The sequence below is a fragment of the Chryseobacterium sp. CFS2 genome (genome assembly GCF_036543225.1).
In the GTDB taxonomy this organism is placed as follows: Bacteria; Bacteroidota; Bacteroidia; order Flavobacteriales; family Weeksellaceae; genus Chryseobacterium; species Chryseobacterium culicis_A.
Map to the genome: position 1 here is coordinate 79,000 of NZ_JAZHQU010000009.1, position 22,652 is coordinate 101,651.

Below are 22,652 nucleotides of genomic sequence, written 5' to 3' on the forward strand. Positions count from 1 at the left end.
AAAAAATAAGGTATCTCTTTTGCAGAAATACCTTATTGTCTATTATTTTCGTAATTATTTTGAATAATTTTCAAAAAACAACGGGATACTCTCAATTCCTTTATAGAAATTGAACAATCCGTAATGCTCGTTTGGAGAGTGGATTGCATCAGAATCCAATCCGAAGCCCATCAATACAGATTTAGCTCCTAAAACCTGCTCAAACATCGCTGTAATAGGAATACTTCCTCCTCCTCTGTATGGAAGAACTTCTTTTCCGAATGCTGATTCCATTGCCTGTTTTGCGGCAGCAAATTCTTTTGTATCTGTTGGTAAAACATAAGGCATACCTCCGTGATGAGGGGTAACTTTAATTTTTACTGTATCCGGAGCGATCTTTTCGAAATATTTCGTGAATTTTTCTGTGATCTCCTGAGGAGTCTGGTAAGGAACCAGACGCATTGAAATTTTAGCAAAAGCTTTTGAAGGAATTACCGTTTTAGCCCCTTCTCCTGTATAGCCACCCCAGATTCCGTTGCAGTCTAATGTAGGACGAATAGAGGTTCTTTCTAAAGTTGTATATCCTTTTTCACCTTCGATATTGCTTAATCCGATTGATTTTTTGAATTCTTCAGGATTGTCTTTCAATTTGTTCATGTCTGCTCTGTCTGCATCAGAAACGGTTTCTACATTATCATAGAATCCGTCAATGGTAATATGACCGTTTTCGTCAATAAGATTTGCGATCATTCTTGAAAGAACGTGAATAGGGTTCGGCACAGCTCCACCATAAAGTCCTGAGTGCAGGTCTCTGTTTGGACCTTCCACCTCTACTTCTACATAGCTTAAACCTCTTAATCCTGTTGTAACAGTAGGTTGTTCGTTACTGTAGATATGAGTATCGGAAATTAAGATACAATCACAAGCTAATTTCTCTTTATTTTCATTTACCCAGTCTCCTAAGCTTACAGATCCTACTTCTTCTTCTCCTTCTAAGATAAATTTAACATTGCAAGGAAGAGCATTGGTTTTCATCATAGCCTCAAAAGCCTTCAGGTGCATGAAAAACTGTCCTTTATCATCAGCAGACCCTCTTGCGAAGATTGCTCCTTCAGGATGAAGTTCCGTTTTCTCAATATAAGGCTCAAAAGGCGGCTTTGTCCATAATTCCAACGGATCAGCCGGCTGAACATCATAGTGTCCATATACCAATACTGTAGGTAAGTTTTTATCTAAAATTTTCTCCCCGAAAACAATTGGATATCCTTTGGTCTGGCAAACTTCAACATTATCAGCGCCTGCATTTTTAAGGTGTGCTGCCACTACATCTGCACATTTCAAAACGTCTTCTTTATACGCGGGATCTGCAGAAATAGAAGGAATTCTCAATAACTCAAATAATTCATCCACGAAACGCTGCTTGTTTTCGTTAATGTAATTTAATGTCTCTTGCATTGTAAAAATTTATTTTGTTAAAATTAAAAAAAATGCCTGGCAGGGGCAAACAAAAAGAAAGGATTTTCCCAATGTTATGCTAATGAGCTCTATAGCGATCTTTTTTAATAAAAAATGCCCTGCAGAAACAGGGCACTTATATATTTTGTACTTCTAATTAGTGTTCAGCTTTTGGAGCCTTTTCAGTTTCAGCAGGTTTTGCCGCCGCAGTACTGTCTGTTTTTGGAGCAGCAGCTTCTGGTTTTGCGTGAGCTTCTTCCTTGTGCTCTGTAGCAGCAGCTTCATGTCCGTGAGCTTCTCCCTGAGAATCATCAGAATATCTTTCTACTCCTTCTTCAAGTTTCAAAGTACCTTTGTTTCCTCCTTGCGGAACTTTCTTACAGCTTACCGCAACCGTTGCAATCGCTAAACATATAACTAATTTTTTCATATGTAAAATTATTTTTTTTAAAAGGTAATATGAAGCCGCCCTATTTTTAGTCTATTCCGATCATCCAAACAGTAAGCGATTTCATGCTTAAATTTTTGATTGCCCAAAAGTAAGAAATCCTGCTTTTTTCGGCAACATTTTTATACTGATTTTAATATTATTTTCCCTTTTTTGGATTGGGTAAAAATAAGATACTGGTCGCCTCCGTCTTTTAAACCATATTTCTTTTTGATTTCTTCAGGTTTTAGAGGGTAATTTTTTGAAATGATATTATACTGTTCTTTTTTCTTAATATTTTTAGAGTCAACGAGTTCCACTTCCAGAATTCTCCCGGGAAAGTCTCCTTTCTTTTGATTGGAGGTATAAAAATGACTGTTAGGGTGAAGCTTTTTTAACCCGAATTTCTGTGAAATCAAATTAAAAACTCCTGCTTTCAAAATAGAGTTATTGGGAATGTAAATGTATTTTTCAGGCTCAGAATATTCAGACTCGGCATTTTCTTCTTCCCCAAATCTGAAAGTAAAGGCAGATTCGACACTCTCAAGGTTCACACAGTGGCAAATAATCTTCTCTGTATTTTCGTTGGAAAGAAATACTACAACTTCTTTAACATCATTTTTCAGGGCAATAATATCAATCCTTGAAATCCCATCTAATACTGAAACCAGATATTTAAGATCAATAAGTGGAGATAGCTTAATCACTACCTGATCGGAAATAGATCTTAATTTCGTCTGAATCTCAAGAATGTCTGGAGACAAATCTTCTAACAGAAATACTTTATTTTTTTGCTGGTCTCTTCTTGCAGGATCCAGATAGATAACATCAAAATGTTCCTTATTTTCCTCCAGAAAATCTTCGAGTTTTTTATTAATAAATCTTGCCTGGTGACCCAAAGTATTCCAATTATGGGTGACAATCTCCAGGAGCTCTGTATTTTGCTCTATTAATGTAACATCGTTAAAGTTTTGAGATAGATAATAGGCATCAATACCAAAACCGCTTGTCAGGTCAATGAATGTATTACCTTTTAAAATTCCGGATTTATAAAGGGCTGTTTTTTCAGATGACGACTGCTCCAGATTAAGCTGTGGCGGAAAAAGGATGCCTTCTTTTAAGAGAAATGGAAATTTTCTTTCTGCAACCTGTTTTCCTTTGATCTGCTGTACAATTTCATGCATGGAAACCTCCGGAAATGGAGATTTTTTCAACAGTAAGGTGTGTAAATCTGTATTCAGATTTGCATTGATGTAGTTTTGGATTTCTTTATTTGATAGTTTATTTCCCACAGATTTCACAAATTGCACAGATTATGATGCTTATTAAATGTTTCCGTTTATTTTTCGAATAATACTTTTATCAATATAATCAGTATTGAAATTAACCAGTATTCCTAATTTCAGTTTGGTTAATTTTAAATAAGTTAACAGTTGCTTGTGATGAACATTGATTATTTCAGGAATTGATTTTATTTCGATGATCACTTTGTCTTCAACAATGATATCCGCAATAAAGCTTGAGTCAATAGAAACTCCTTTAAATGTTATGGGAATTGGAACTTGGGTTTTAACGCATAAACCGTTATTTTTTAATTCAAGTGCCAAGACTTTCTCATAAACTTTTTCCAATAAACCTGGTCCCAACTCATTATATACAGAAAAAATAGATTTCCTGATATAAAAACTTATCTCATTTTCTTTCATTTGTGTATAATTTAGTTTCTACAGTTCACCTGTAAAAATCTGTGTCATCTGAGAAATCTGAGGGAACAATACAGTTTATTCAAACATTTCAGCCCAACGAACCGCTTTTATCTCTTTTTCGGTGTAAAGATCTCCAATAGACTTTTTAACGTCTAATTTAGGGTATAAATTGACTCCGATAAGCTTTATTTTCCCTTCTTCGATCCATTGCTGCTCTTCAATGGCGTGATCATAAATCTTTTTCTGAACAACTCCTTGTTTCAACAGCTCAAGATAGCCTCCTGCTTCTTCTATTTCAACAAATAAAGCCCATGCTTTTTCAGCAAACTGCCGGGTAATATCTTCAACATAATAACTTCCATTAGAAGCATCTTCAAATACATTGATAATACTTTCATAAGCTAAAACAATCTGTTGCTTGAAAGAGATTTCCTCCGAGTTATCCGTACTTCTGGCTACAAGATAATTATTGGAGAAAACAGCGTCTGCCCCACCGATCATTGCAGAAGCAAGCTCCAGTGTAGAGCGGATCAGGTTGTTTTCATTATCAGAAACGGCTTTATTTCTCAGCGAAGTCTCCGCGAAGATGTAAGGAACTTCATCCAGTCCGTACTCTTTTGAAAACTGATTAAAAATGATTTTAAAAGCTCTCAGTTTGGCCATTTCAAAGAAATAGCTTCCTCCTACTGCTATTCTGAAGATCAGTTTATTTAAAATTTCAGCTCCGTAAGCTTCCACTAATTCCTTAGCTTTTGCAAGGGCAATACCAAGCTGCTGATAGATAGCAGCTCCGGCATTCTGATGCAGAGAAATATCAACACAGATGTTTCTTTTAAAGTCTTTTGACAGTAATTCTTTAACCAGCTGATCATCAATACTTCCTTCTTTTTCATTAAAAACATCAATCAATGAAAAATACTGATCTTCTTCTTTAGGACTGATGTGTCCTGCAAGATCTTTATTATTAACAAAAAGAGTTTTCTGATCAAGGTTTTCTACATTCTGATCCAGAATAAATGCAAATACTTCATCTTCTAAACTTTCATGGTATTTTGCTACCAAATGGGTACTTTCTTCCACTCTGGGCAGGTTTACCAAAGGCTTCCGAACCTCCGTATAAAAAGGCTTTACCTCTACTCCTTCCAGATTCTGTTTTTCTAAAACGGGGTAAATATCCTCTGTTTTAAGCTGTTTTTTGACTAAATTTTCCCAGTTTGAAAGTATATCTGTATTTGACATTAGTTTTAGTTTAAATTGTGAATTGTCAATGGTGAATTTTGTTTCACAAGTGAATAGTACTATCAAACAAGCTGAATTACCTATTCATTATTGACGCTTAGCATGCTCTTATTTCTTAGCAACTTTTGTACTGTCTACGACCAGAATGAAGATCTCTTCATTTGGTTTTTTCATAAAATAATTTTCTCTTGCATACTTTTCTTTTTCTGATTTGTTGTTCATCAGTTTTTTATAAAAAGCATCATTTTTCTCATATTCTTTTTTATAATAATCCAGCTGGTCTTCATATTTATGAATCTCACCATTCAGTTCATTAATTACAAGAAATGAGGTTTTATCGAAAAAAATCATCCATACCAAAAACAGACAGATCGTAATGGTATACTTATTCAAAACATATTTCTGGATAAGTTTGAATGTTTCAGATTTCGGCTGAATGTCTTTGATAAGGTTGTTTTCTTCCATTTTTTTAATGTTTTTTCAACGAATTTTTAATAACAGTAGTTAAAAAATCAATCGCTACGGAATTCTGCTTCATGTTGGGAATAATAAGATCCGCATCATTTTTAGAAGGTTCAATGAATTCCTGGTGCATTGGTTTCAATGTGGTCTGATAACGGTGCAATACTTCGCTCAGATCTCTTCCTCTTTCCTGGGTATCTCTTCTGATCCTCCTGATCAGTCTTTCGTCAGAATCTGCATGAACAAATACTTTCAGATCAAATTCTTTCAGTAATTCTTTGTTGGTAAGAACAAGAATTCCTTCTACTACCAATACATTTTTAGGTTCTACAGTGACATGATCTCCTGTTCTGGAATGTGTAACAAAGCTATAAATCGGCTGTTCAATAGACTCATTGTTTTTTAAAGCTTTTACATGTTTTATCAGTAAGTCAAAGTCTATAGATTTCGGATGGTCATAGTTTAGAGCTTCTCTTTCCGTCAATGTAAGACCTTGGTTGTCATGATAATAATTATCCTGAGAGAGGATATTCATTCCCTCAATATCAAGCTGCTGAAGTATTTTATCAACAACTGTAGTTTTGCCGGATCCTGTACCACCGGCAATTCCTATTACAAGCATTGTTTTTTTGTTTCTTTATAGTTGGTACAAATATACTATTTTAGATAAAATGTGACAATGTAAGAATATTGAGAAATTAAAAGATTAAAGCATTTAAAGATTAAAAGATTTCCCGGAATGCGACGGTTCTTTGTGATCTATTGTTATTCCTCGATTTTCACCTCCGGATTTAATAAAAAAATCCGACAATAATTTGTCGGATTTTATTTTATACGATTTCGCTTGTTAATTCGCGTGAAATTAATTTTTCATGCATAGGCTTCAATACATCCATTGAGCCTGTTTTTACGGTACATTTGCCTTTGTAGTGAACAAGTATTGTACATTGCTCTGCCTGTTCAAGGCTATGTTTACAGATTTCGATCAGGCAGTCTATTACATAATCAAATGTATGAATATCATCATTATGCAGTACCAGTTTATATACATCATCCGTATCATCCAGAACGAGGACTTCTTCCTCATACTGACGTTTTGGATTTTCGTAGTCTTTTATGCTGTTGTAAAAATTCATTCTAACTCTTTTAAACTTCTCCGATTTTATCTGCTAAATGATCAATTGCATTAGGTTCCTGATAAACCAGTTCTACCAATTCTACACTTTTATTATTCATTTTCAGAATTTTAAAGTGATAGTCCTCAAGAACAAACTCCTGGTTTTCTTCAGGGATTTCTTCCAGTTCATAAAGGATAAATCCGGCTAATGAGTTGTACTCACTTTCTTCGGAAAGAGGAAGTTTTTTAGGTAAGAACTCATTGATTTCGTCCAGTGGCTGTGTAGCCTGTACCCAATAGGTATTATCTGCTATTTTATCAACGATTTTCTCTTCATCATCTTCTTCATCCTGAATTTCTCCTACCAGTTCTTCCAGAATATCTTCCAGGGTAATAATTCCTTCTGTTCCTCCAAATTCGTCAATAACGATGGCGATATGTTGTTTTTTCAGCTGGAACGTTTTCAGTAAGTCTGAAACTTTTTTACTTTCTACTACGAAAAAGGCATCACGCATTAGATCTTTAAGGTCTTCATGATCCAGATCTCCTTTTCTCTTCACAAATTCTCTTATAATTTCCTTTGTGTAGAAAATTCCGATTATGTTGTCAATAGAATCAATATAAACAGGAATACGGGAATAACCGCTGTCCATAATTTTATTGATGATATCGTTAACATCTTCTTCAAAGTCTATGGAAGTAATATTTTGTCTTGGAACCATGATCTGCTTGGCAGAGTGATCGGTAAAATCAAATGCATTTTTGATGATCTCATAGTTTTCTTCCTCAATTTCTCCACTATCAGCACTTTGTTTTACCAAAAGCTGAAGTTCTTCCGTAGAGTGAATTTCCTGCTCGGAAGCCGGGTGAATTTTAACCAATCTAAGGAATCCATTTGACATTGAGTTCATCAACCAGATAAACGGTTTGAAAACCGTGTAAAAAACTCTCAACGGAACTGCTGTTGCCATTGTAGTTGCTTCAGATTTTCTGATTGCGATTGATTTTGGAATAAGCTCACCAAATACAATATGCATAATGGTAATCAGGACAAAACTTGTAACCACCGAAATTGTGGTAATGGTTGTCTGAGTCAAATCAATACTCAAAGAGGTGAAAATATTTTCAACAATATGATGCAGGGCACTTTCTCCTACCCAACCAAGGGCAAGGGATGCCAATGTAATACCTAACTGTGTAGCGGAAAGATATTCATCAAGATGTTTGATGATATGTTCTGCCTGTTTAGCCATAGAGTTTCCTTCTGCGGCTTTTAACTGAATTTGTGAGTAACGAACTTTAACAATTGAAAATTCTGCGGCTACGAAAAAGCCATTTAGTAAAACAAGAAATAAGGCCAGCAAAAGCCTGACTATGTCCGAGTCCATTTAGAAGTTGTAAATTTTATTAGCTACAAAGATAGGCAAAATAAAAATAACCTGAATCGGGATAGATTATTTCAATGGAGGATTTTTTCAAAGAAAAAAATGAAGGGATAAGACATGGCTATTTTTGAATAAAAAAAATAACCGAAGGGTATTCTCAAATTTCTAGACAAAAGAGAATTTTGAGCAACTAACAGCGGTTTTACCCTTATGTAAATAAAAAGCACCGATAAATTCGGTGCTTTAATGGTATGTTAAAATAATTCTTTATGAATTTTTCAAAGCTTCTGCTCCAGAAACAATTTCCAGGATTTCGTTGGTAATTGCTGCCTGTCTTGCTTTGTTATAGAAAATCTTAAGATCATTTCTCAAAGCTTCTGCATTATCTGTTGCTTTGTGCATTGCTGTCATTCTCGCTCCGTGCTCAGATGCTACTGAATCAAGGATTGATTTGAAAACCTGCGTTTTGATAGACTTTGGAATCAAGTTATCCAAAATCTCAGCCCTGTTTGGTTCAAAGATATAATCTGTTTCTACCTGTGGCTCTGTATTCTCAGGCATTGAGATGGGAAGAAGTTGTTCTGTTGTTACTTCCTGAGTCGCTGCATTAACGAATTTATTATAAATAACATATACTTCGTCAAATTTACCTTCTCTGAAACTTGTCATTACCCCTTCAGTGATATGAGCAACAGCATCAAAGTTCAGATTATCATAAACAGAGCTTCCATTAGCATATACTGAACGGTTTCTTCTTACAGCATCAAATGCTTTTTTACCTACAGGAAGAACTTCGATCTCATATTGAGACTTGTTCTGGAACTGAAGATTAAGCTCTTTTACAATTGAAGAGTTAAAAGCTCCCGCAAGACCTCTGTTTGAAGTAACAGCGATGAAAAGTATTCTTTTAACCTCTCTTTTCTGAGCATATACAGAAATCTGATCAGGATCTGAACTAGAATTTACATTCTGGATAAGTTCCTGTAATTTTTCAGAATATGGTCTTAGCATTACAATTGCATCCTGTGCTTTTTTAAGTTTCGCAGCGGAAACCATTTTCATAGCACGGGTAATCTGCATCGTAGATGAAATTGACGTAATTCTGCCTCGTATTTCTTTTAAGTTTGCCATTAATTTGGGTTCAAAGTTTAAGGTCTAAAGTTTAAGGCTTAAAACATTATATTTTAAACCTTAAACATTGAATTTTTTAGTTGTATTTAGAAGCTAAATCATTAGCAGCCTGCTTAAGAACACTTGTAATATCGTTATCGATTTTTCCAGCCTTAATAGCAGCCATAGTATCAGGGTGCTTAGATCTTAGGAACTCGATATATTCGTTTTGGAATTCTTTGATTTTTCTGATAGGAACGTTTCTCATTAAGTTTTCTGTTCCAGCATATACGATCGCTACCTGACTGTCTACAGGAAGTGGTGCATTTACCGGCTGCTTAAGGATTTCTACGTTTCTTTCTCCTTTAGAGATCACTGCTAAAGTAGAAGCATCAAGGTCAGAACCGAATTTAGCAAATGCTTCCAGTTCTTTATATTGAGCCTGGTCTAATTTAAGAGTACCAGAAACTTTTTTCATTGATTTGATCTGAGCATTACCTCCTACTCTCGATACAGAGATACCTACGTTGATTGCAGGACGAACCCCTGAGTTGAATAGATCAGACTCCAAGAAGATCTGTCCGTCTGTAATAGAGATTACGTTTGTAGGGATATATGCAGAAACGTCACCCGCCTGAGTTTCAATGATTGGAAGGGCAGTTAATGAACCACCTCCTTTCACGATTGGTCTAAGAGACTCTGGCAAATCGTTCATTTGCTTAGCAATGTTATCATCAGCGATTACTTTTGCTGCTCTTTCCAATAGTCTTGAGTGAAGATAGAAAACGTCTCCAGGGTAAGCTTCACGGCCCGGTGGTCTTCTCAATAGTAGAGAAAGCTCACGGTAAGCAACAGCTTGTTTAGATAAATCATCATAAACGATAAGCGCTGGTCTACCAGTGTCTCTGAAGAACTCACCGATAGAAGCTCCTGCCATTGCAGAATATACCTGCATTGGAACTGGATCTGATGCGTTAGCTGCAACGATTACCGTATAAGCTAAAGCTCCTTTATCAGAAAGTGTTTTAACGATTTGTGCAACGGTAGATGCTTTCTGACCGATTGCAACATATATACAATATACAGGGTTACCTGCATCAAAAAATTCTCTTTGGTTGATGATCGTATCAATCGCAACAGTAGTTTTACCTGTTTGTCTGTCACCAATGATAAGCTCTCTCTGACCTCTTCCTACAGGAATCATCGCATCAATTGCAACGATACCAGATTGTAAAGGCTCGGTTACAGGCTGTCTGAAGATAACTCCAGGAGCTTTTCTTTCCAATGGCATTTCGTATAAATCCCCAGTAATAGGACCTTTACCATCGATAGGGTTACCAAGAGTATCAACTACTCTTCCTAACATTCCTTCTCCTACTTTGATAGAAGAGATTCTGTTTGTTCTTCTTACTGTATCACCTTCTTTTACTAATTTACTTTCACCAAGTAGAGCAACACCCACGTTGTCTTCTTCAAGGTTAAGTACAATACCTTCTACATCACTAGAAAATTTCACCAACTCTCCGTATTGTACGTTTTCTAACCCGTATACACGAGCAATACCATCACCGATGGTTAAAACTGTACCTACTTCCTCAACGTTTGATTGAGTATCGAAGTTGGCCAATTGCTGTTTTAAGATCGCAGATACTTCTGCCGGATTTATTTCTGCCATTGTATGGTTGTTTTTCTTAATTTAATTGGAAATCTTTTTTAACTTGGTTCAATTTTGTCTTCACAGACGCGTCTACCTGCTGGTCACCTACTCTTAGAACATATCCTCCAAGAATTTCAGGCTTCACATTTACTTTCAGATCAAAGTTCGAATCAGCATTTACAAGATTTGTAGATCTTAAAATCTGGTCAAGGTTCTCTTTTGAAAGCGGAGTTGCTGTAGTAAGTGTTACTCTCTGTACACCACTAAGGTCTTCAACTTTGTTGATGAATTCCTGAGCGATATTTTTCAATTGGGTTTCACGTCCGTGTTTAATCACCAATCTGATCAGATTTTGAGAAGAAACAGATAAACCTTTGAAAATTTCGTTTGCTACTTCTATTTTCTTTTTTGAATCGATATAAGGAGTCATGAAAAATTTATTTAAGTCCGCAGACTCTTTCATGATCTTCACTACATCTTTCATTTCAGAAAATACAGTAGCCGTTTGACCTGATTCATTGGTAAAATCAAGTAAACCTTGTGCGTATCTTTTAGCTACTTTAGATGTAAGCATTCTTAGTTAAGGTTTGATTTGTTTAAATAATTTTGAACTAATTCGTTTTGAGCTTCGCTGTTGTCTAATTTTTGTTTCAAAATAGACTCAGCAATGTTTACAGATAAAGTACCGATTTGAGTTTTGATGTCTGCCATAGCAGCATTCTTCTCAGCATTGATAGTCTGTTTAGCAGCTTCGATCATTTTGTCTCCTTCAGCTTTAGCAACATCTTTAGCTTCTCCTACGATTCTGTCTTTAATTTCTCTAGCTTCTTTAAGGATAGCATCTCTTTCGATTTTAGCTTCACGAATGATTCTTTCGTTATCCTCTTTTAAAGTTTCCATTTCTTTTCTTGCTAATTTAGCTTGATTAAGAGCGTCAACAATAGATGTTTCTCTGTCATTGATAGACTTTAAAATAGGTTTCCAAGCGAATTTACCTAACAAAAATAATAATGCTAGAAAAATAACAGACTGGATAATAAATAATCCTGATGAAAACTGATGAATTAATTCCATTATATAAATGTATAAATAATTATTACTTTTTTTAAAGAACCATTACCTGTAACCAACCGTCACAGATAATGGTCTGATTTTAATTAGTTTACCGCGAATAGAGCAGCAAACGCAACACCTTCTACAAGTGCAGCTGCGATAAGCATAGCTGTTTGGATTTTTCCAGATTGCTCAGGTTGTCTAGCGATAGCTTCAAGAGCAGCAGCTCCGATTTTACCAAGACCGATACCTACACCTAGTACTACGATACCAGCACCTACAATTTTAGGGATTTCCATAATATATAATTTTAAAAAATTTGTTTTACTTTAATTTATAATTTCAATTAGTGAGCAGCATGATGTTCGTGCTCGTGCTCTTCTACCGCCATTCCGATAAACAGAGCTGATAACATCGTAAAGATATAAGCCTGTAGGAATGCTACCAATACTTCCAGTAAATAAATTACCAATGTAAGGAACGGGAATGCAACCCCTGCAATAAAATTCTTAAATACATAGATCAATCCGATCAAACTCATTACTACGATGTGACCTGCCGTCATGTTGGCAAAAAGTCGGATCATCAAAGCGAATGGCTTAGTGATTGTTCCTAACAATTCAATAGGAAGCATAATCAACTTCATTGGAACTGGTACTCCCGGCATCCAGAAGATATGTTTCCAGTAATCTTTATTTGCTGAGAACGTTGTAATCAAATAAGTAAGGATAGCAAGGAAGAATGTCATGGTAATATTACCTGTAACATTGATTCCGAAAGGCATTAATCCAAGAACGTTAAGGAAAAGAATAAAGAAGAATACAGTTAATAAATAACCCATAAATCTTTTATACTTATGTCCGATGTTCGGAATAGCAACCTCGTCTCTTACAAAGATGATTAGGGGCTCTAAGAATCTTGCAACACCTGTAGGAACTGCTGATTTCTTATAAGATTTAGCCATTCCAACAAATAATACAAACATAAAGATTGACACTAATAAAATGATCAATACACTTTTTGTAATAGAAAGATCTAAAGGCTTTACATTTGTAGGATGACCATCTTCACCAAGTGTTAAAGTTCCGGCAGCATCAGTCTTATAGATTTTCTCATGGTGCAATACATAAAAAGAACCGTCTACTTCAGTAGGCTCTCCGTGCATGAACCCTTCTTTGTTACTCATGAAAGAGTGGAAACCGTTATCATAGATAATAACAGGAAGAGGGAAACCAATGTGATGACCTTCTTTATCAACCATCAATGTGAAATCATGTGCATCCAACAAGTGATGATCGATGAACTCTTTGTTTTCTTTGCTTACTTTGTCTTTCTCTGAAAGCTCTTGAGCAGGAGCTGCCCCAGCAGGAGCTTCACCGTGCTGTGCAGACACTAAGTTTAATACAAAAATACTGTAGAATAAAACTGCGAATTTCTTAAACATTGATAGGTTTTTTTCGTTGTGCAAAAATATGATATTTTTTCTAGTTTCAATAAATTATTTTACTGTTTTTTATCATGATTAATCAGCTTGATCGCATAGTATGTAAGCAGTGCTGTCAGGACAAAATAGGGAATAATAAAATGAAATTTATAGCCAGGAATCACTTCAAAGTTCAGTTTTTTTCTGATTAAGTACATTAAACCGAATTTTAAAAGAATCAAACCAATAACAGACAATCCTAAAAATTCCGGTGCTACTCTATTGATTAAGATGATCAGCGTAATCATCATCATAAACATGACACTCAGAAAAAGGTAAAATTTTATGATCACAATTTCATCCAGGTGAAAAACAAATTTCCAAAGAGAAAAATGTACAAGGAATGTCAGAAAGAATAAAATGACAACAAGAATATTGGGATTGATTTTCATTCTATATTTTAATTGATCGCAAAAATAGACTTTTTCTATCGGATTATACCATGATTTGATATTTATCATTTTTCTTGTCTATAATAATATTACGTATATATATAATATTACGTGTTCAAACACTTTGGATATGCTAAAAATTCCTTATTTTTGCAAACCTATAATTTACAATAAATATGTTTAATAGTTTACAGGATAAATTAGACAAGGCATTACATAATATTTCCGGTAGAGGAAAAATTACTGAAATCAATGTAGCGGAAACCGTTAAGGAGATCCGTAGAGCATTGGTGGATGCCGACGTTAACTATAAAGTTGCAAAAGATCTTACAAAAAGAGTTCAGGATAAAGCATTAGGAGAAAACGTTCTTACTTCCCTTACTCCGGGACAATTGATGACAAAAATTGTTCATGATGAATTGGTAGACCTGATGGGAGGTTCTCAGGAAGGAATTAATCTTTCAGGAAAACCTACTGTAATCCTTATTGCGGGTCTTCAGGGTTCTGGTAAGACTACTTTCTCAGGAAAGCTTGCTAATTATTTACAGACAAAAAGAAATAAAAAACCTTTATTGGTAGCATGTGACGTTTACCGTCCTGCAGCAATTGACCAGCTGAAAGTGTTGGGAGGACAGATCAAAGTTCCTGTTTACACTGAAGAAGGATCTAACAATCCGTCTACCATTGCTGAAAATGCAATCAATTTTGCAAAAGCCAACAACCATGATGTTGTCATCGTGGATACAGCAGGTCGTTTAGCAATTGATGAGCAGATGATGAACGAGATCAAATCCGTACATTATTTCATCAAGCCGGAGGAAACTCTTTTCGTAGTAGACTCTATGACTGGTCAGGACGCGGTGAATACTGCAAAAGCATTCAACGATGCTTTGAACTTTGACGGAGTTGTTTTAACGAAATTAGATGGTGATACAAGAGGAGGAGCTGCATTGACAATCCGTTCTGTTGTTGAAAAGCCAATCAAATTTATCTCTACAGGAGAAAAAATGGAAGCTTTAGATCTTTTCTACCCGGAAAGGATGGCAGACAGAATCCTGGGAATGGGAGACGTTGTTTCCCTGGTAGAAAGAGCTCAGGAGCAGTTTGACGAAGAGGAAGCTAAAAAACTTCACAAAAAAATCGCTAAAAACGAATTCGGTTTTGATGATTTCCTTAAGCAGATCAACCAGATCAAGAAGATGGGTAATATGAAGGATTTGATGGGAATGATTCCGGGAGTAGGAAAAGCCATCAAAGACGTAGAAATCAGTGATGATGCATTCAAACACATTGAAGCCATCATTTATTCTATGACTCCTGAAGAAAGAAGAAGACCTTCTATCATCAATACACAGAGAAAAGGCAGAATTGCTAAAGGTGCCGGAAGAAAAGTGGAAGATGTGAATCAACTGATGAAACAATTCGAGCAGATGGGTAAAATGATGAAGATGATGCAGGGACCGCAAGGAAAGCAAATGATGCAGATGATGAGCAAAATGCCAAATATGCCTGGAATGGGTGGAATGTTTGGAAAATAAGAAAGAAAAAATCATTCATAAAAAAACTCTCAGGAATTCTGAGAGTTTTTTGTTTTTATGATGATCTGTTTATTTAAACTTATACCCTAGTCCAAGCTGGAAGAAATTCATTTTTAAAGTCTCTCCATCTACAGGATTTTTGATCATATTGGTAAGACCAAAACTATAGCGTGCATCTACAAATAACCCTTTATGAATAGTGTAATCAGCACCTAAGAATAAACCGAAATCAGTGGATTTTAAAGTATCATTCAAATATCTTTCTACATAACGTTCTCCCTCTCTGATTCCTGAAAGATCCGCCATCCCTGCATTCGGACCGCTCATTTCAAACTTCACTTTATTATTCGTCTTAAAACTTACATAAGGACCTGCATAAATACCGAGTTCCGGAGTTACATAATATCTTGCAGAAACAGGGATTACGATTCTGTTAAGATTCATCTTTTCAGTTACTGTAATGCCAGGCATTGAAACTTCTGCTTTTCCTCCAAGATTGGCATATTCAAGCTCTCCCTGAATAGCAAACTTGTTATTGAATTTATGCTCAACCAAGCCCCCAACATAAAACCCCGATTTAGATTTCATACCGCCTTCAATTCCGCCAAACTCAAAGTCTCCTTCACTGGTATTCAGTTTTGATAAAGCATAGCCTGCTTTTAACCCGAATGTAGTTTGTGCGTTTAAACCTGCAAATAAAGCGATTGCAGACGCTAATAAGATTTTTTTCATGATTATTAAATAGTTTTATAATAAAGAAGTCCTAAGACAATTATCTCAGGACTAATGTATATATTTTATCTATTATTTTGCAAATACATATTTAACTCCAAAAGTCACGGAAGTTAAACTGATGCCAAATTTGTAATCATCAGCTCTTCTTGCTCCGTCAATATCTCTTTTGTAAGTATTGTATCCAAACTCTCCTATTGTTGCTTCAATTGACCAGTTTTTCGTCAGGAAATAATCCAGTCCTGGTTTGATATTCACTCCAATGTTCGTATAGTTATTTTTTTGTGCAAATGGAGCGGAAAGTATAGGATCTCCACCATCACCTTCACTGTTAAAATCCACTTTTTCCTTTCCAAACTCTAACGGAACCTGTAATTGTCCAAAGATGTATAATTTATCGGATAAAGTCCAATATTTCCTCACGAATGGAGCAACAACAAATGCATTATCCGTATCTTTAATCTCAACGGTATTAAAGAATCCAGGACTACTTACTTCATATTTTGTAACGGCATTTTTATAGCCTATACCAAGTCCTAATGCTAAGTTGTTATTAACGAAATAACCCACCGTAGGAAGGATTCTGATCACATCATCCTTTCTCTTGGTTTCAAATTCATTTTTCTCACTGTGATAATATCCTACCTGACCTGAAAGATAAGAAGTTCCTTTTGCAATCTGTGCATTTGACAAACCGAAAAGCGCAACAGCGCCCATCAATACGATTCTTTTCATGATTATATTAGTTTTCTATAAAAAAAAGCCCTAAGAGTTTCTCAGGGCTTTCTTGCTATATGCTTTGTTTATTATTTTGCAAATACATATTTAACTCCGAAAGTTACAGAAGATAAATTCAATCCGAAGTTATAGTTGTTTGTAGCATCACCATCTTTTGGCTTGTAGTTGCTATAACCGAACTCACCGATAGTAGCTTCGATAGACCAGTTTTTGTTTAAGAAATAATCTAAACCTGGCTTCACAGTAACACCGATTTTAGTGTATTTAGCTTCAGTAGAAGTAGAGTTTGTAACCACTGTATTTCCAGAAGTAGCTACAGAGTTAGTTTCAGTTTCAGTTTTTCCAAACTGCATTGGCACTGCTAATTGTCCGAAGAAATATAACTTGTCAGATAAAGTCCAGTATTTTCTTACGAATGGAGCAACAACAAAAGCTGGAGTTTTAACGATGCTTTCGTTTACAACTGTAGTGTTTCCTAAAGTTGCAGTAGTAGTTGCTGTATTTTTTTCAGTTTGGTAACCAATTCCTAATCCAACTGCTAAGTTAGTGTTTACGAAATATCCAACTGTAGGTAATACGTTGAAGTTTTCTTTTTTAAGATTACCGTTGTTAGATTCTTCTTGAGAATAACCAACAGATCCTGATAAATATGTAGTTCCTTTAGCAATCTGAGCATTTGATAAACCGAAAAGTGCAACAGCACCCGCTAATAATATTTTTTTCATTTTAAAAAATTTTAATACTTTCTGAGGGCAAATTTACAGTGGTCCCCACTAATATTAAAATTTGTTAATGTGATTAATATCATTGTTAAAATTTAGAGTTTTGTAAAAATAAATCCTAGTTCAGAGAAGTTGTTAAGTTTTTCACAAAATTATGAATAAAAAAATCATTTTTTTTCAACAGGAGACAAATATATTTGACTTTTTAAATTTTGTGTTTTTTTGCAAAACCCCATGAATTCTGGAAGAATGCTAAAATAAATTAACCTAAACCATTAATTTTAAAGTTATTAACTCTTAAAATTCAAACAAATGTTTATTATTTAAGGTTATTTTTCCTTATTTCTAATCGTTATAGATCTACTCTATTAAAAATTCCTGATCAGGAATCCATACAGTCTATATATAACTAATCAAAAAACTCCGGCCTTCGGCCGGAGTTTCATATGCAATTGCTTTTCTTATTTCAAAAAGAAATTATAACCAATGTTAACCGCTCCTACATTCCAGCTATAGCTTCCCCATCCTGGAAGGTCACGCTTGTTGCTGATAGATTGATATCCGATGTACAACTCTCCTTTAGACATTTGATATCCAAATTTAGGCTGTGCATAGAAACCACCATCTACACCATCTTTTGTAGAAATACCGTATCCAAGGTCTAATCCTACAAAGATAGGAGCTCCTTTAAATCTATATTTCCCTGAAACAGCTACAGGAACAAATCCAAAATCATCAAAGTGATCTTTTCCGAAGAAATGAGAATATCCTGTGGTTACCCCAAGGTCAAGACCTTTAGCAATATTCCACATATAAGCTGCATCTACCCCTAATGTAAACGAAGATACATCACTTGCATCAGATACAGGAACACCAATGTGTCCACCAATTTTAAAACCTTCCTGCGCTTGAGCAGCACCTCCTAAAAGTGCAAAAGCACCTAGTAATAATAGTTTTTTCATTTTTTTAGTAGCTTTGAATTACCCTGCAAAAATACTAATTATTTTTCATCATAAAGAGAGTTTAAATGAATGAGCTATGGTACAACAAAAAATCAGGACAAAAATTGCCCTGATTTTTTATTATTTCTTTATAAAATTTTCAGAATTAGTTTCCTCCGAATTTGAAACCTACTCCCACCTGAGCAAAGCTGTTTTTCACAGAACCTCCGCTGTTGTCGTTAGATAGGTTGGATACTCCTAAACTGTATCTTGCATCAAAGAAAAGTCCGTTTTCCAACATATATTCCACTCCTAAGAAAGGAGCAAGGTTAAGGGATTTGATATCTTTTTTAATATCTACATCACCACCTTCGCCTTCCACTTCTACATCAAGGAAGTCTGATCCGATCACCGTCTTTTGCTTAGCAGTAAGGATAAGCCCTACGTTAACACCTGCCGCTAATGAGAAGCCTTCTGTAATGAAATATTTTGCAGAAACAGGAATTAAAAGCGTTCCAAAAGTAATCTTAGTCGACTCACCAAAATACATTCCTCCGGCATTTACTCCATCAATTTTTTCTTTAGCCCCAAGTGGTGAGTATAAAACCTCTACCTGAACAGCAAAGTTATCATTGAATTTGTACTCAGCCATTCCTCCGATATAGAAGGTATATTTAGCAGACATTTTTCTTCCGTCAAGATCGTCTTGCTTATCATCCAGTTTAATAGTTGACATTGCGAAACCAGCTTTTGGACCAAATCGAAATTCCTGTGCATTTGCGGAAATTCCCATAACAGCAACTGCTGCCATAAGTAAAAGTTTTTTCATGTTTAATTAGTTTTTACATTTAAGGTCTGCAAAACTAATTATTTTTTTCAAATTAACAAATTTTAACTAACCAATTTAAGGTTAATAAAAGGTTAATAGAAACTTTTACTCATCCAACCTTAGTCGTTTCTTAGTCTTTTCTCTTCATCATTATAAGCAAGAATAATTTTTCTTACCACAGGATGTCTTACTACATCCTCTTCTGTAAGATGCACAAACCCGATCTCCTTCACTCCATGTAAAATCCTCATTGCTTCTTTCAACCCGGATTGCTGTTTTGGTGGTAAATCGACCTGGGTAGGATCTCCTGTGATAATAAATTTAGCATTCATACCCATTCTGGTAAGAAACATTTTCATCTGTGCATGGGTAGTATTCTGCGCTTCATCAAGAATCACAAAAGCATCATCAAGCGTACGTCCTCTCATGAAAGCCAATGGTGCTACCTCAATTACTTTTTTCTCCATGAAACCTTCCAGTTTTTCATGCGGAATCATATCACGAAGTGCATCGTATAAAGGCTGTAAATACGGATCCAGCTTTTCTTTAAGGTCACCCGGCAGAAATCCTAAACTCTCTCCTGCTTCTACAGCTGGTCTTGTCAAGATAATTCTTTTTACTTCCTTATCCCTTAAAGCTCTTGCTGCCAATGCCACACTGGTATATGTTTTTCCGGTTCCGGCAGGGCCAATAGCAAAAACCATGTCCTTTTTCTCTGTTTCCTTTACCAGCTTTTTAAGATTGGTCGTCTTGGCCTTAATCACTTTTCCATTGACACCTTTTACAATAATATCCTGGTCAAATACCAGTTGTTTCTCATTTTCGTCTTTAATATTCAATATATTTTCAACGTCTTTCAGTCCTATTGAATTGTTTTTAGAGATAAAACTGACAATATCATCCAGTTTTTGTTTCAGTATGTCTAAAGCTTCCTGATTTCCCATGGCAAAGACGAAATGATCTCTTCCTGTAATTTTAATGGTGGGAAAGCTTGATTTTATTAAGTTGAAATATTGGTTATTAACTCCATAGAAGATTTTCGCATCGATATCTTCCAAATCATATGTTAATTCAAACATGCAGTATTTTTATTTTTAGATTTTAAAATTAAAGCTTTTTTTCAAATTTATATCAAATTCTTTTCAACAATCTTTCGGGCTTTCTTTTTATTTTAAATAACTTTGCAATACTACACTATTCTATAAATTGCTCATGTCAATTATTACCCTTACTTCGGATTTCGGAAATTTAGATTACAGAGTTGCCGCTGTGAAAGGCAAAATTCTGTCTCTAAACCCTGAGGTTAATATTATTGATATAACCCACGACATCCAGGCATTCAACCTTATACAAACTTCGTATATTGTAAGAAATGCCTATAAATATTTTCCAAAAGGAAGCATTCACATTCTTTCTGTAGACAGTTTTTATAACAAATCCAGAAAGAATATCATTTATAAAGCTGACGGATCCTACTTCCTAGCTGCAGACAACGGCCTTTTAAGCCTTATATTTTTTGATATTAAGCCTGAGGCAATCTATGAGCTTACATTGAACAACCGTTTTGATGACATCATCGACTTTACCTCTACAGACATTTTTGTTCCTGCTGCAGTGCATCTTGCCAACGGCGGACTTCCGGAGGTGATAGGAAGAAAAATACAATCAGCAAAACAATTAATGTTCCCAAGAGCGGTTTATAACGAATCGGAAGGAATGATCATTGGAGAAGTCACGTATATTGATAATTTCGGAAATATAATATCAAATATCAACAAAGATTTTTTTGAAAACATCAGTAAAGGCTATACCGGTTTTACCATAAAATTCAGAAATCTAAGCCTTTCACGAGTATTTTCCAGCCATACGGAAGTGGTTTCAGACTGGGAAAGGGAGACAGAATTCCATGGACAGTCTGCTGCAATCTTCAATGATAGTCAGTTATTGGAGCTTACCATTTATAAAGGAAGCAAGAAAAACGGTGCTAAAAGCCTGTTTGGATTGAATGTAGGTGAAAATATTTATATCGAATTCAGCTAAGATTATATATTTCTTAAAAAAACCGATTTTTTTTATATATTTGTCAAAATCTAAAAATCAAAAATGGCAGAATACAAATTATTGCTTCCTTCCATGGGAGAAGGTGTTATGGAAGCGACAATTATCACTTGGTTATTCAATGAAGGTGATAACGTAAAGGAGGATGACTCCGTAGTAGAAATTGCAACAGATAAAGTAGATTCAGACGTACCGACACCAGTTTCGGGGAAAATTGTAAAAATTTTAAAGCAAAAAGATGAAGTTGCAAAAGTAGGTGAAGCCATTGCTATTTTAGAAATTGAAGGAGAAGGCACAGCTTCAGAAGAAGTAAAAACTGAAACTCCGGCGGCTACTCCGGATGCTGACACTTTAAAAGCGATTGAAGAGCCTTTACAAACAGTGGCTGCTTCAAACGTAGAATTCTCAGGAGATCTTTATTTATCTCCACTTGTAAAATCTATCGCACAACAGGAAAAAATTTCTGAAACTGAACTGAAATCTATCAAAGGAAGCGGTTTGGAAGGAAGAATTACCAAAGAAGATATATTAGCTTATGTTGCTAACAGAGGAAGTCAGCCGGCTCAGCAGGCAGCACCTGTACAAGCAGCTTCTGCACCAAAACCAGCAGTATCTGCACCAGCAGCTACGATTCCGGTAAATGCAGGTGATGAGATCATTCCAATGGACAGAATGAGAAAGATCATCGCTGAAAACATGGTAAAAGCAAAACAAATTGCTCCACACGTAACATCTTTCATTGAAACAGACGTTACCAACGTTGTAAAATGGAGAAATAAAAACAAAGCGGTATTCGAAAAACGTGAGGGTGAAAAACTGACTTTCATGCCGATTTTCGTAAAAGCTGTAGTGAAAGCAATCCAGGATTTCCCAATGATCAATGTTTCTGTAAATGGTGAAAACATCATCAAAAAGAAAAACATCAACATCGGTATGGCTACTGCCCTTCCGGACGGAAACCTTATTGTTCCTGTAATTAAAAATGCCGATCAGTTATCACTTTCTGGTCTTGCAAAAGCCATCAACGATTTAGCTTACAGAGCAAGAAACAAAAAATTAAGACCTGAAGATACTCAGGGAGCAACTTATACAATTTCTAACGTTGGAAGTTTCGGAAACCTTATGGGTACCCCAATCATTCCTCAGCCTCAGGTAGCTATTTTAGCGATCGGAGCTATCGTTAAGAAGCCTGCAGTTCTTGAAACAGCGGACGGTGATGTAATCGCTATCAGAAACCTAATGTTCATGTCTCACTCTTATGACCACAGAGTGGTAGATGGTTCCCTAGGTGGAATGATGCTGAAACATGTTCACGACTACCTTGAAAACTGGGATCTGAACACAGAAATATAAGTAATGAGCAATAAATAATTTTGCTGACTTTACATACTAAACCTCCGATTTTTGGAGGTTTTTTTTATTTTTCAATCGTTAAATTATACAAAATTTCAAAAGCACAAACATCACATGAAATAAATTATAAATACGCAATAAAAATACAAATTAATTATCAAATATTTAATTAAACAAACCTAGTATTTTATTATCAAAACTTTTTTGGAAGTTCTATTTATTAGCATTATTTTTAAACAAATAATACTCAATAATGGATTTGGATTACAGAAAGTA

General features: G+C 35.3%; 25 protein-coding genes. 3 read left to right on the forward strand and 22 right to left on the reverse strand.

Annotation, left to right across the window (positions count from 1 at the left end):
- Positions 1-54: 54 nt before the first annotated feature.
- The 16 genes from ODR02_RS19245 to ODR02_RS19320 all read right to left on the reverse strand — a co-directional run bounded on the left by ODR02_RS19245 (position 55) and on the right by ODR02_RS19320 (position 13,465).
- Entirely contained in the window at positions 55-1,434 is a 1,380-nt protein-coding gene (locus ODR02_RS19245) for a dipeptidase (protein WP_209784270.1), read from the reverse strand.
- A gap of 157 nt (positions 1,435-1,591) precedes the next feature.
- Entirely contained in the window at positions 1,592-1,864 is a 273-nt protein-coding gene (locus ODR02_RS19250) for a hypothetical protein (RefSeq protein WP_309513190.1), read from the reverse strand.
- Between the two features lie 140 nt (positions 1,865-2,004).
- The gene (locus ODR02_RS19255; protein ID WP_309513191.1) at positions 2,005-3,153 is read right to left on the reverse strand and encodes a class I SAM-dependent methyltransferase; all 1,149 of its coding nucleotides are present in this window, start codon (positions 3,151-3,153) and stop codon (positions 2,005-2,007) included.
- A gap of 33 nt (positions 3,154-3,186) precedes the next feature.
- Positions 3,187-3,567 (reverse strand): GxxExxY protein, encoded by a 381-nt coding sequence (locus ODR02_RS19260; RefSeq protein WP_309513192.1) that lies wholly within the window; start codon positions 3,565-3,567, stop codon positions 3,187-3,189.
- A 75-nt stretch (positions 3,568-3,642) separates the two neighbouring features.
- Entirely contained in the window at positions 3,643-4,806 is a 1,164-nt protein-coding gene (locus tag ODR02_RS19265; protein ID WP_309513193.1) for a methylmalonyl-CoA mutase family protein, read from the reverse strand.
- A 108-nt stretch (positions 4,807-4,914) separates the two neighbouring features.
- A complete protein-coding gene (locus ODR02_RS19270) occupies positions 4,915-5,271 on the reverse strand; it encodes an FtsB family cell division protein (RefSeq protein ID WP_034697620.1) in 357 nt (118 codons plus the stop codon).
- Between the two features lie 4 nt (positions 5,272-5,275).
- The gene (gene udk / locus ODR02_RS19275) at positions 5,276-5,890 is read right to left on the reverse strand and encodes a uridine kinase (RefSeq protein WP_034697618.1); all 615 of its coding nucleotides are present in this window, start codon (positions 5,888-5,890) and stop codon (positions 5,276-5,278) included.
- A gap of 208 nt (positions 5,891-6,098) precedes the next feature.
- Complete coding sequence (locus ODR02_RS19280) at positions 6,099-6,404, reverse strand: ATP-dependent Clp protease adaptor ClpS (RefSeq protein ID WP_105682141.1); 306 nt, start codon at positions 6,402-6,404, stop codon at positions 6,099-6,101.
- 10 nt (positions 6,405-6,414) lie between these two features.
- A complete protein-coding gene (locus tag ODR02_RS19285) occupies positions 6,415-7,773 on the reverse strand; it encodes a hemolysin family protein (protein WP_209784264.1) in 1,359 nt (452 codons plus the stop codon).
- 264 nt (positions 7,774-8,037) lie between these two features.
- Positions 8,038-8,901 (reverse strand): ATP synthase F1 subunit gamma, encoded by an 864-nt coding sequence (gene atpG, locus ODR02_RS19290; RefSeq protein WP_105682139.1) that lies wholly within the window; start codon positions 8,899-8,901, stop codon positions 8,038-8,040.
- Positions 8,902-8,977: 76 nt separating this feature from the next.
- On the reverse strand, positions 8,978-10,555 hold the full coding sequence (atpA, locus tag ODR02_RS19295; RefSeq protein WP_209784263.1) for a F0F1 ATP synthase subunit alpha: 1,578 nt from the start codon (positions 10,553-10,555) through the stop codon (positions 8,978-8,980).
- 16 nt (positions 10,556-10,571) lie between these two features.
- Positions 10,572-11,111, reverse strand: coding sequence for an ATP synthase F1 subunit delta (gene atpH, locus ODR02_RS19300; RefSeq protein WP_105682137.1), 540 nt, complete (start codon positions 11,109-11,111; stop codon positions 10,572-10,574).
- Positions 11,112-11,113: 2 nt separating this feature from the next.
- Positions 11,114-11,611, reverse strand: coding sequence for a F0F1 ATP synthase subunit B (locus tag ODR02_RS19305; RefSeq protein ID WP_002979110.1), 498 nt, complete (start codon positions 11,609-11,611; stop codon positions 11,114-11,116).
- Positions 11,612-11,694: 83 nt separating this feature from the next.
- The gene (atpE, locus tag ODR02_RS19310; RefSeq protein WP_002979108.1) at positions 11,695-11,889 is read right to left on the reverse strand and encodes an ATP synthase F0 subunit C; all 195 of its coding nucleotides are present in this window, start codon (positions 11,887-11,889) and stop codon (positions 11,695-11,697) included.
- A gap of 47 nt (positions 11,890-11,936) precedes the next feature.
- Entirely contained in the window at positions 11,937-13,034 is a 1,098-nt protein-coding gene (gene atpB, locus ODR02_RS19315) for a F0F1 ATP synthase subunit A (RefSeq protein ID WP_309513194.1), read from the reverse strand.
- Positions 13,035-13,093: 59 nt separating this feature from the next.
- On the reverse strand, positions 13,094-13,465 hold the full coding sequence (locus tag ODR02_RS19320) for a hypothetical protein (RefSeq protein ID WP_047374405.1): 372 nt from the start codon (positions 13,463-13,465) through the stop codon (positions 13,094-13,096).
- A gap of 176 nt (positions 13,466-13,641) precedes the next feature.
- Here ODR02_RS19320 and ffh point away from each other — a divergent pair, with 176 nt between their 5' ends.
- Positions 13,642-15,003, forward strand: coding sequence for a signal recognition particle protein (ffh, locus tag ODR02_RS19325; RefSeq protein ID WP_309513195.1), 1,362 nt, complete (start codon positions 13,642-13,644; stop codon positions 15,001-15,003).
- Positions 15,004-15,072: 69 nt separating this feature from the next.
- On the opposite strand, the gene ODR02_RS19330 is transcribed toward ffh, so the two are convergent.
- From ODR02_RS19330 to ODR02_RS19355, 6 genes are all read right to left on the reverse strand, one after another.
- The gene (locus tag ODR02_RS19330) at positions 15,073-15,735 is read right to left on the reverse strand and encodes a porin family protein (RefSeq protein WP_309513196.1); all 663 of its coding nucleotides are present in this window, start codon (positions 15,733-15,735) and stop codon (positions 15,073-15,075) included.
- A 72-nt stretch (positions 15,736-15,807) separates the two neighbouring features.
- The gene (locus ODR02_RS19335) at positions 15,808-16,470 is read right to left on the reverse strand and encodes an outer membrane beta-barrel protein (protein ID WP_209784260.1); all 663 of its coding nucleotides are present in this window, start codon (positions 16,468-16,470) and stop codon (positions 15,808-15,810) included.
- Between the two features lie 71 nt (positions 16,471-16,541).
- Positions 16,542-17,198, reverse strand: a complete 657-nt coding sequence (locus tag ODR02_RS19340; protein ID WP_105682132.1) for an outer membrane beta-barrel protein — start codon at positions 17,196-17,198, stop codon at positions 16,542-16,544.
- Positions 17,199-17,656: 458 nt separating this feature from the next.
- Positions 17,657-18,157, reverse strand: coding sequence for a hypothetical protein (locus ODR02_RS19345; RefSeq protein ID WP_079241869.1), 501 nt, complete (start codon positions 18,155-18,157; stop codon positions 17,657-17,659).
- A gap of 145 nt (positions 18,158-18,302) precedes the next feature.
- The gene (locus ODR02_RS19350; RefSeq protein WP_309513197.1) at positions 18,303-18,965 is read right to left on the reverse strand and encodes a porin family protein; all 663 of its coding nucleotides are present in this window, start codon (positions 18,963-18,965) and stop codon (positions 18,303-18,305) included.
- 119 nt (positions 18,966-19,084) lie between these two features.
- Positions 19,085-20,044, reverse strand: a complete 960-nt coding sequence (locus ODR02_RS19355; protein WP_309513198.1) for a PhoH family protein — start codon at positions 20,042-20,044, stop codon at positions 19,085-19,087.
- A 133-nt stretch (positions 20,045-20,177) separates the two neighbouring features.
- Here ODR02_RS19355 and ODR02_RS19360 point away from each other — a divergent pair, with 133 nt between their 5' ends.
- Both ODR02_RS19360 and ODR02_RS19365 read left to right on the forward strand, forming a co-directional pair.
- On the forward strand, positions 20,178-21,005 hold the full coding sequence (locus tag ODR02_RS19360) for an SAM hydrolase/SAM-dependent halogenase family protein (RefSeq protein ID WP_105682129.1): 828 nt from the start codon (positions 20,178-20,180) through the stop codon (positions 21,003-21,005).
- 63 nt (positions 21,006-21,068) lie between these two features.
- Positions 21,069-22,376, forward strand: a complete 1,308-nt coding sequence (locus ODR02_RS19365; RefSeq protein WP_309513199.1) for a dihydrolipoamide acetyltransferase family protein — start codon at positions 21,069-21,071, stop codon at positions 22,374-22,376.
- The last annotated feature ends 276 nt before the right edge of the window (positions 22,377-22,652 follow it).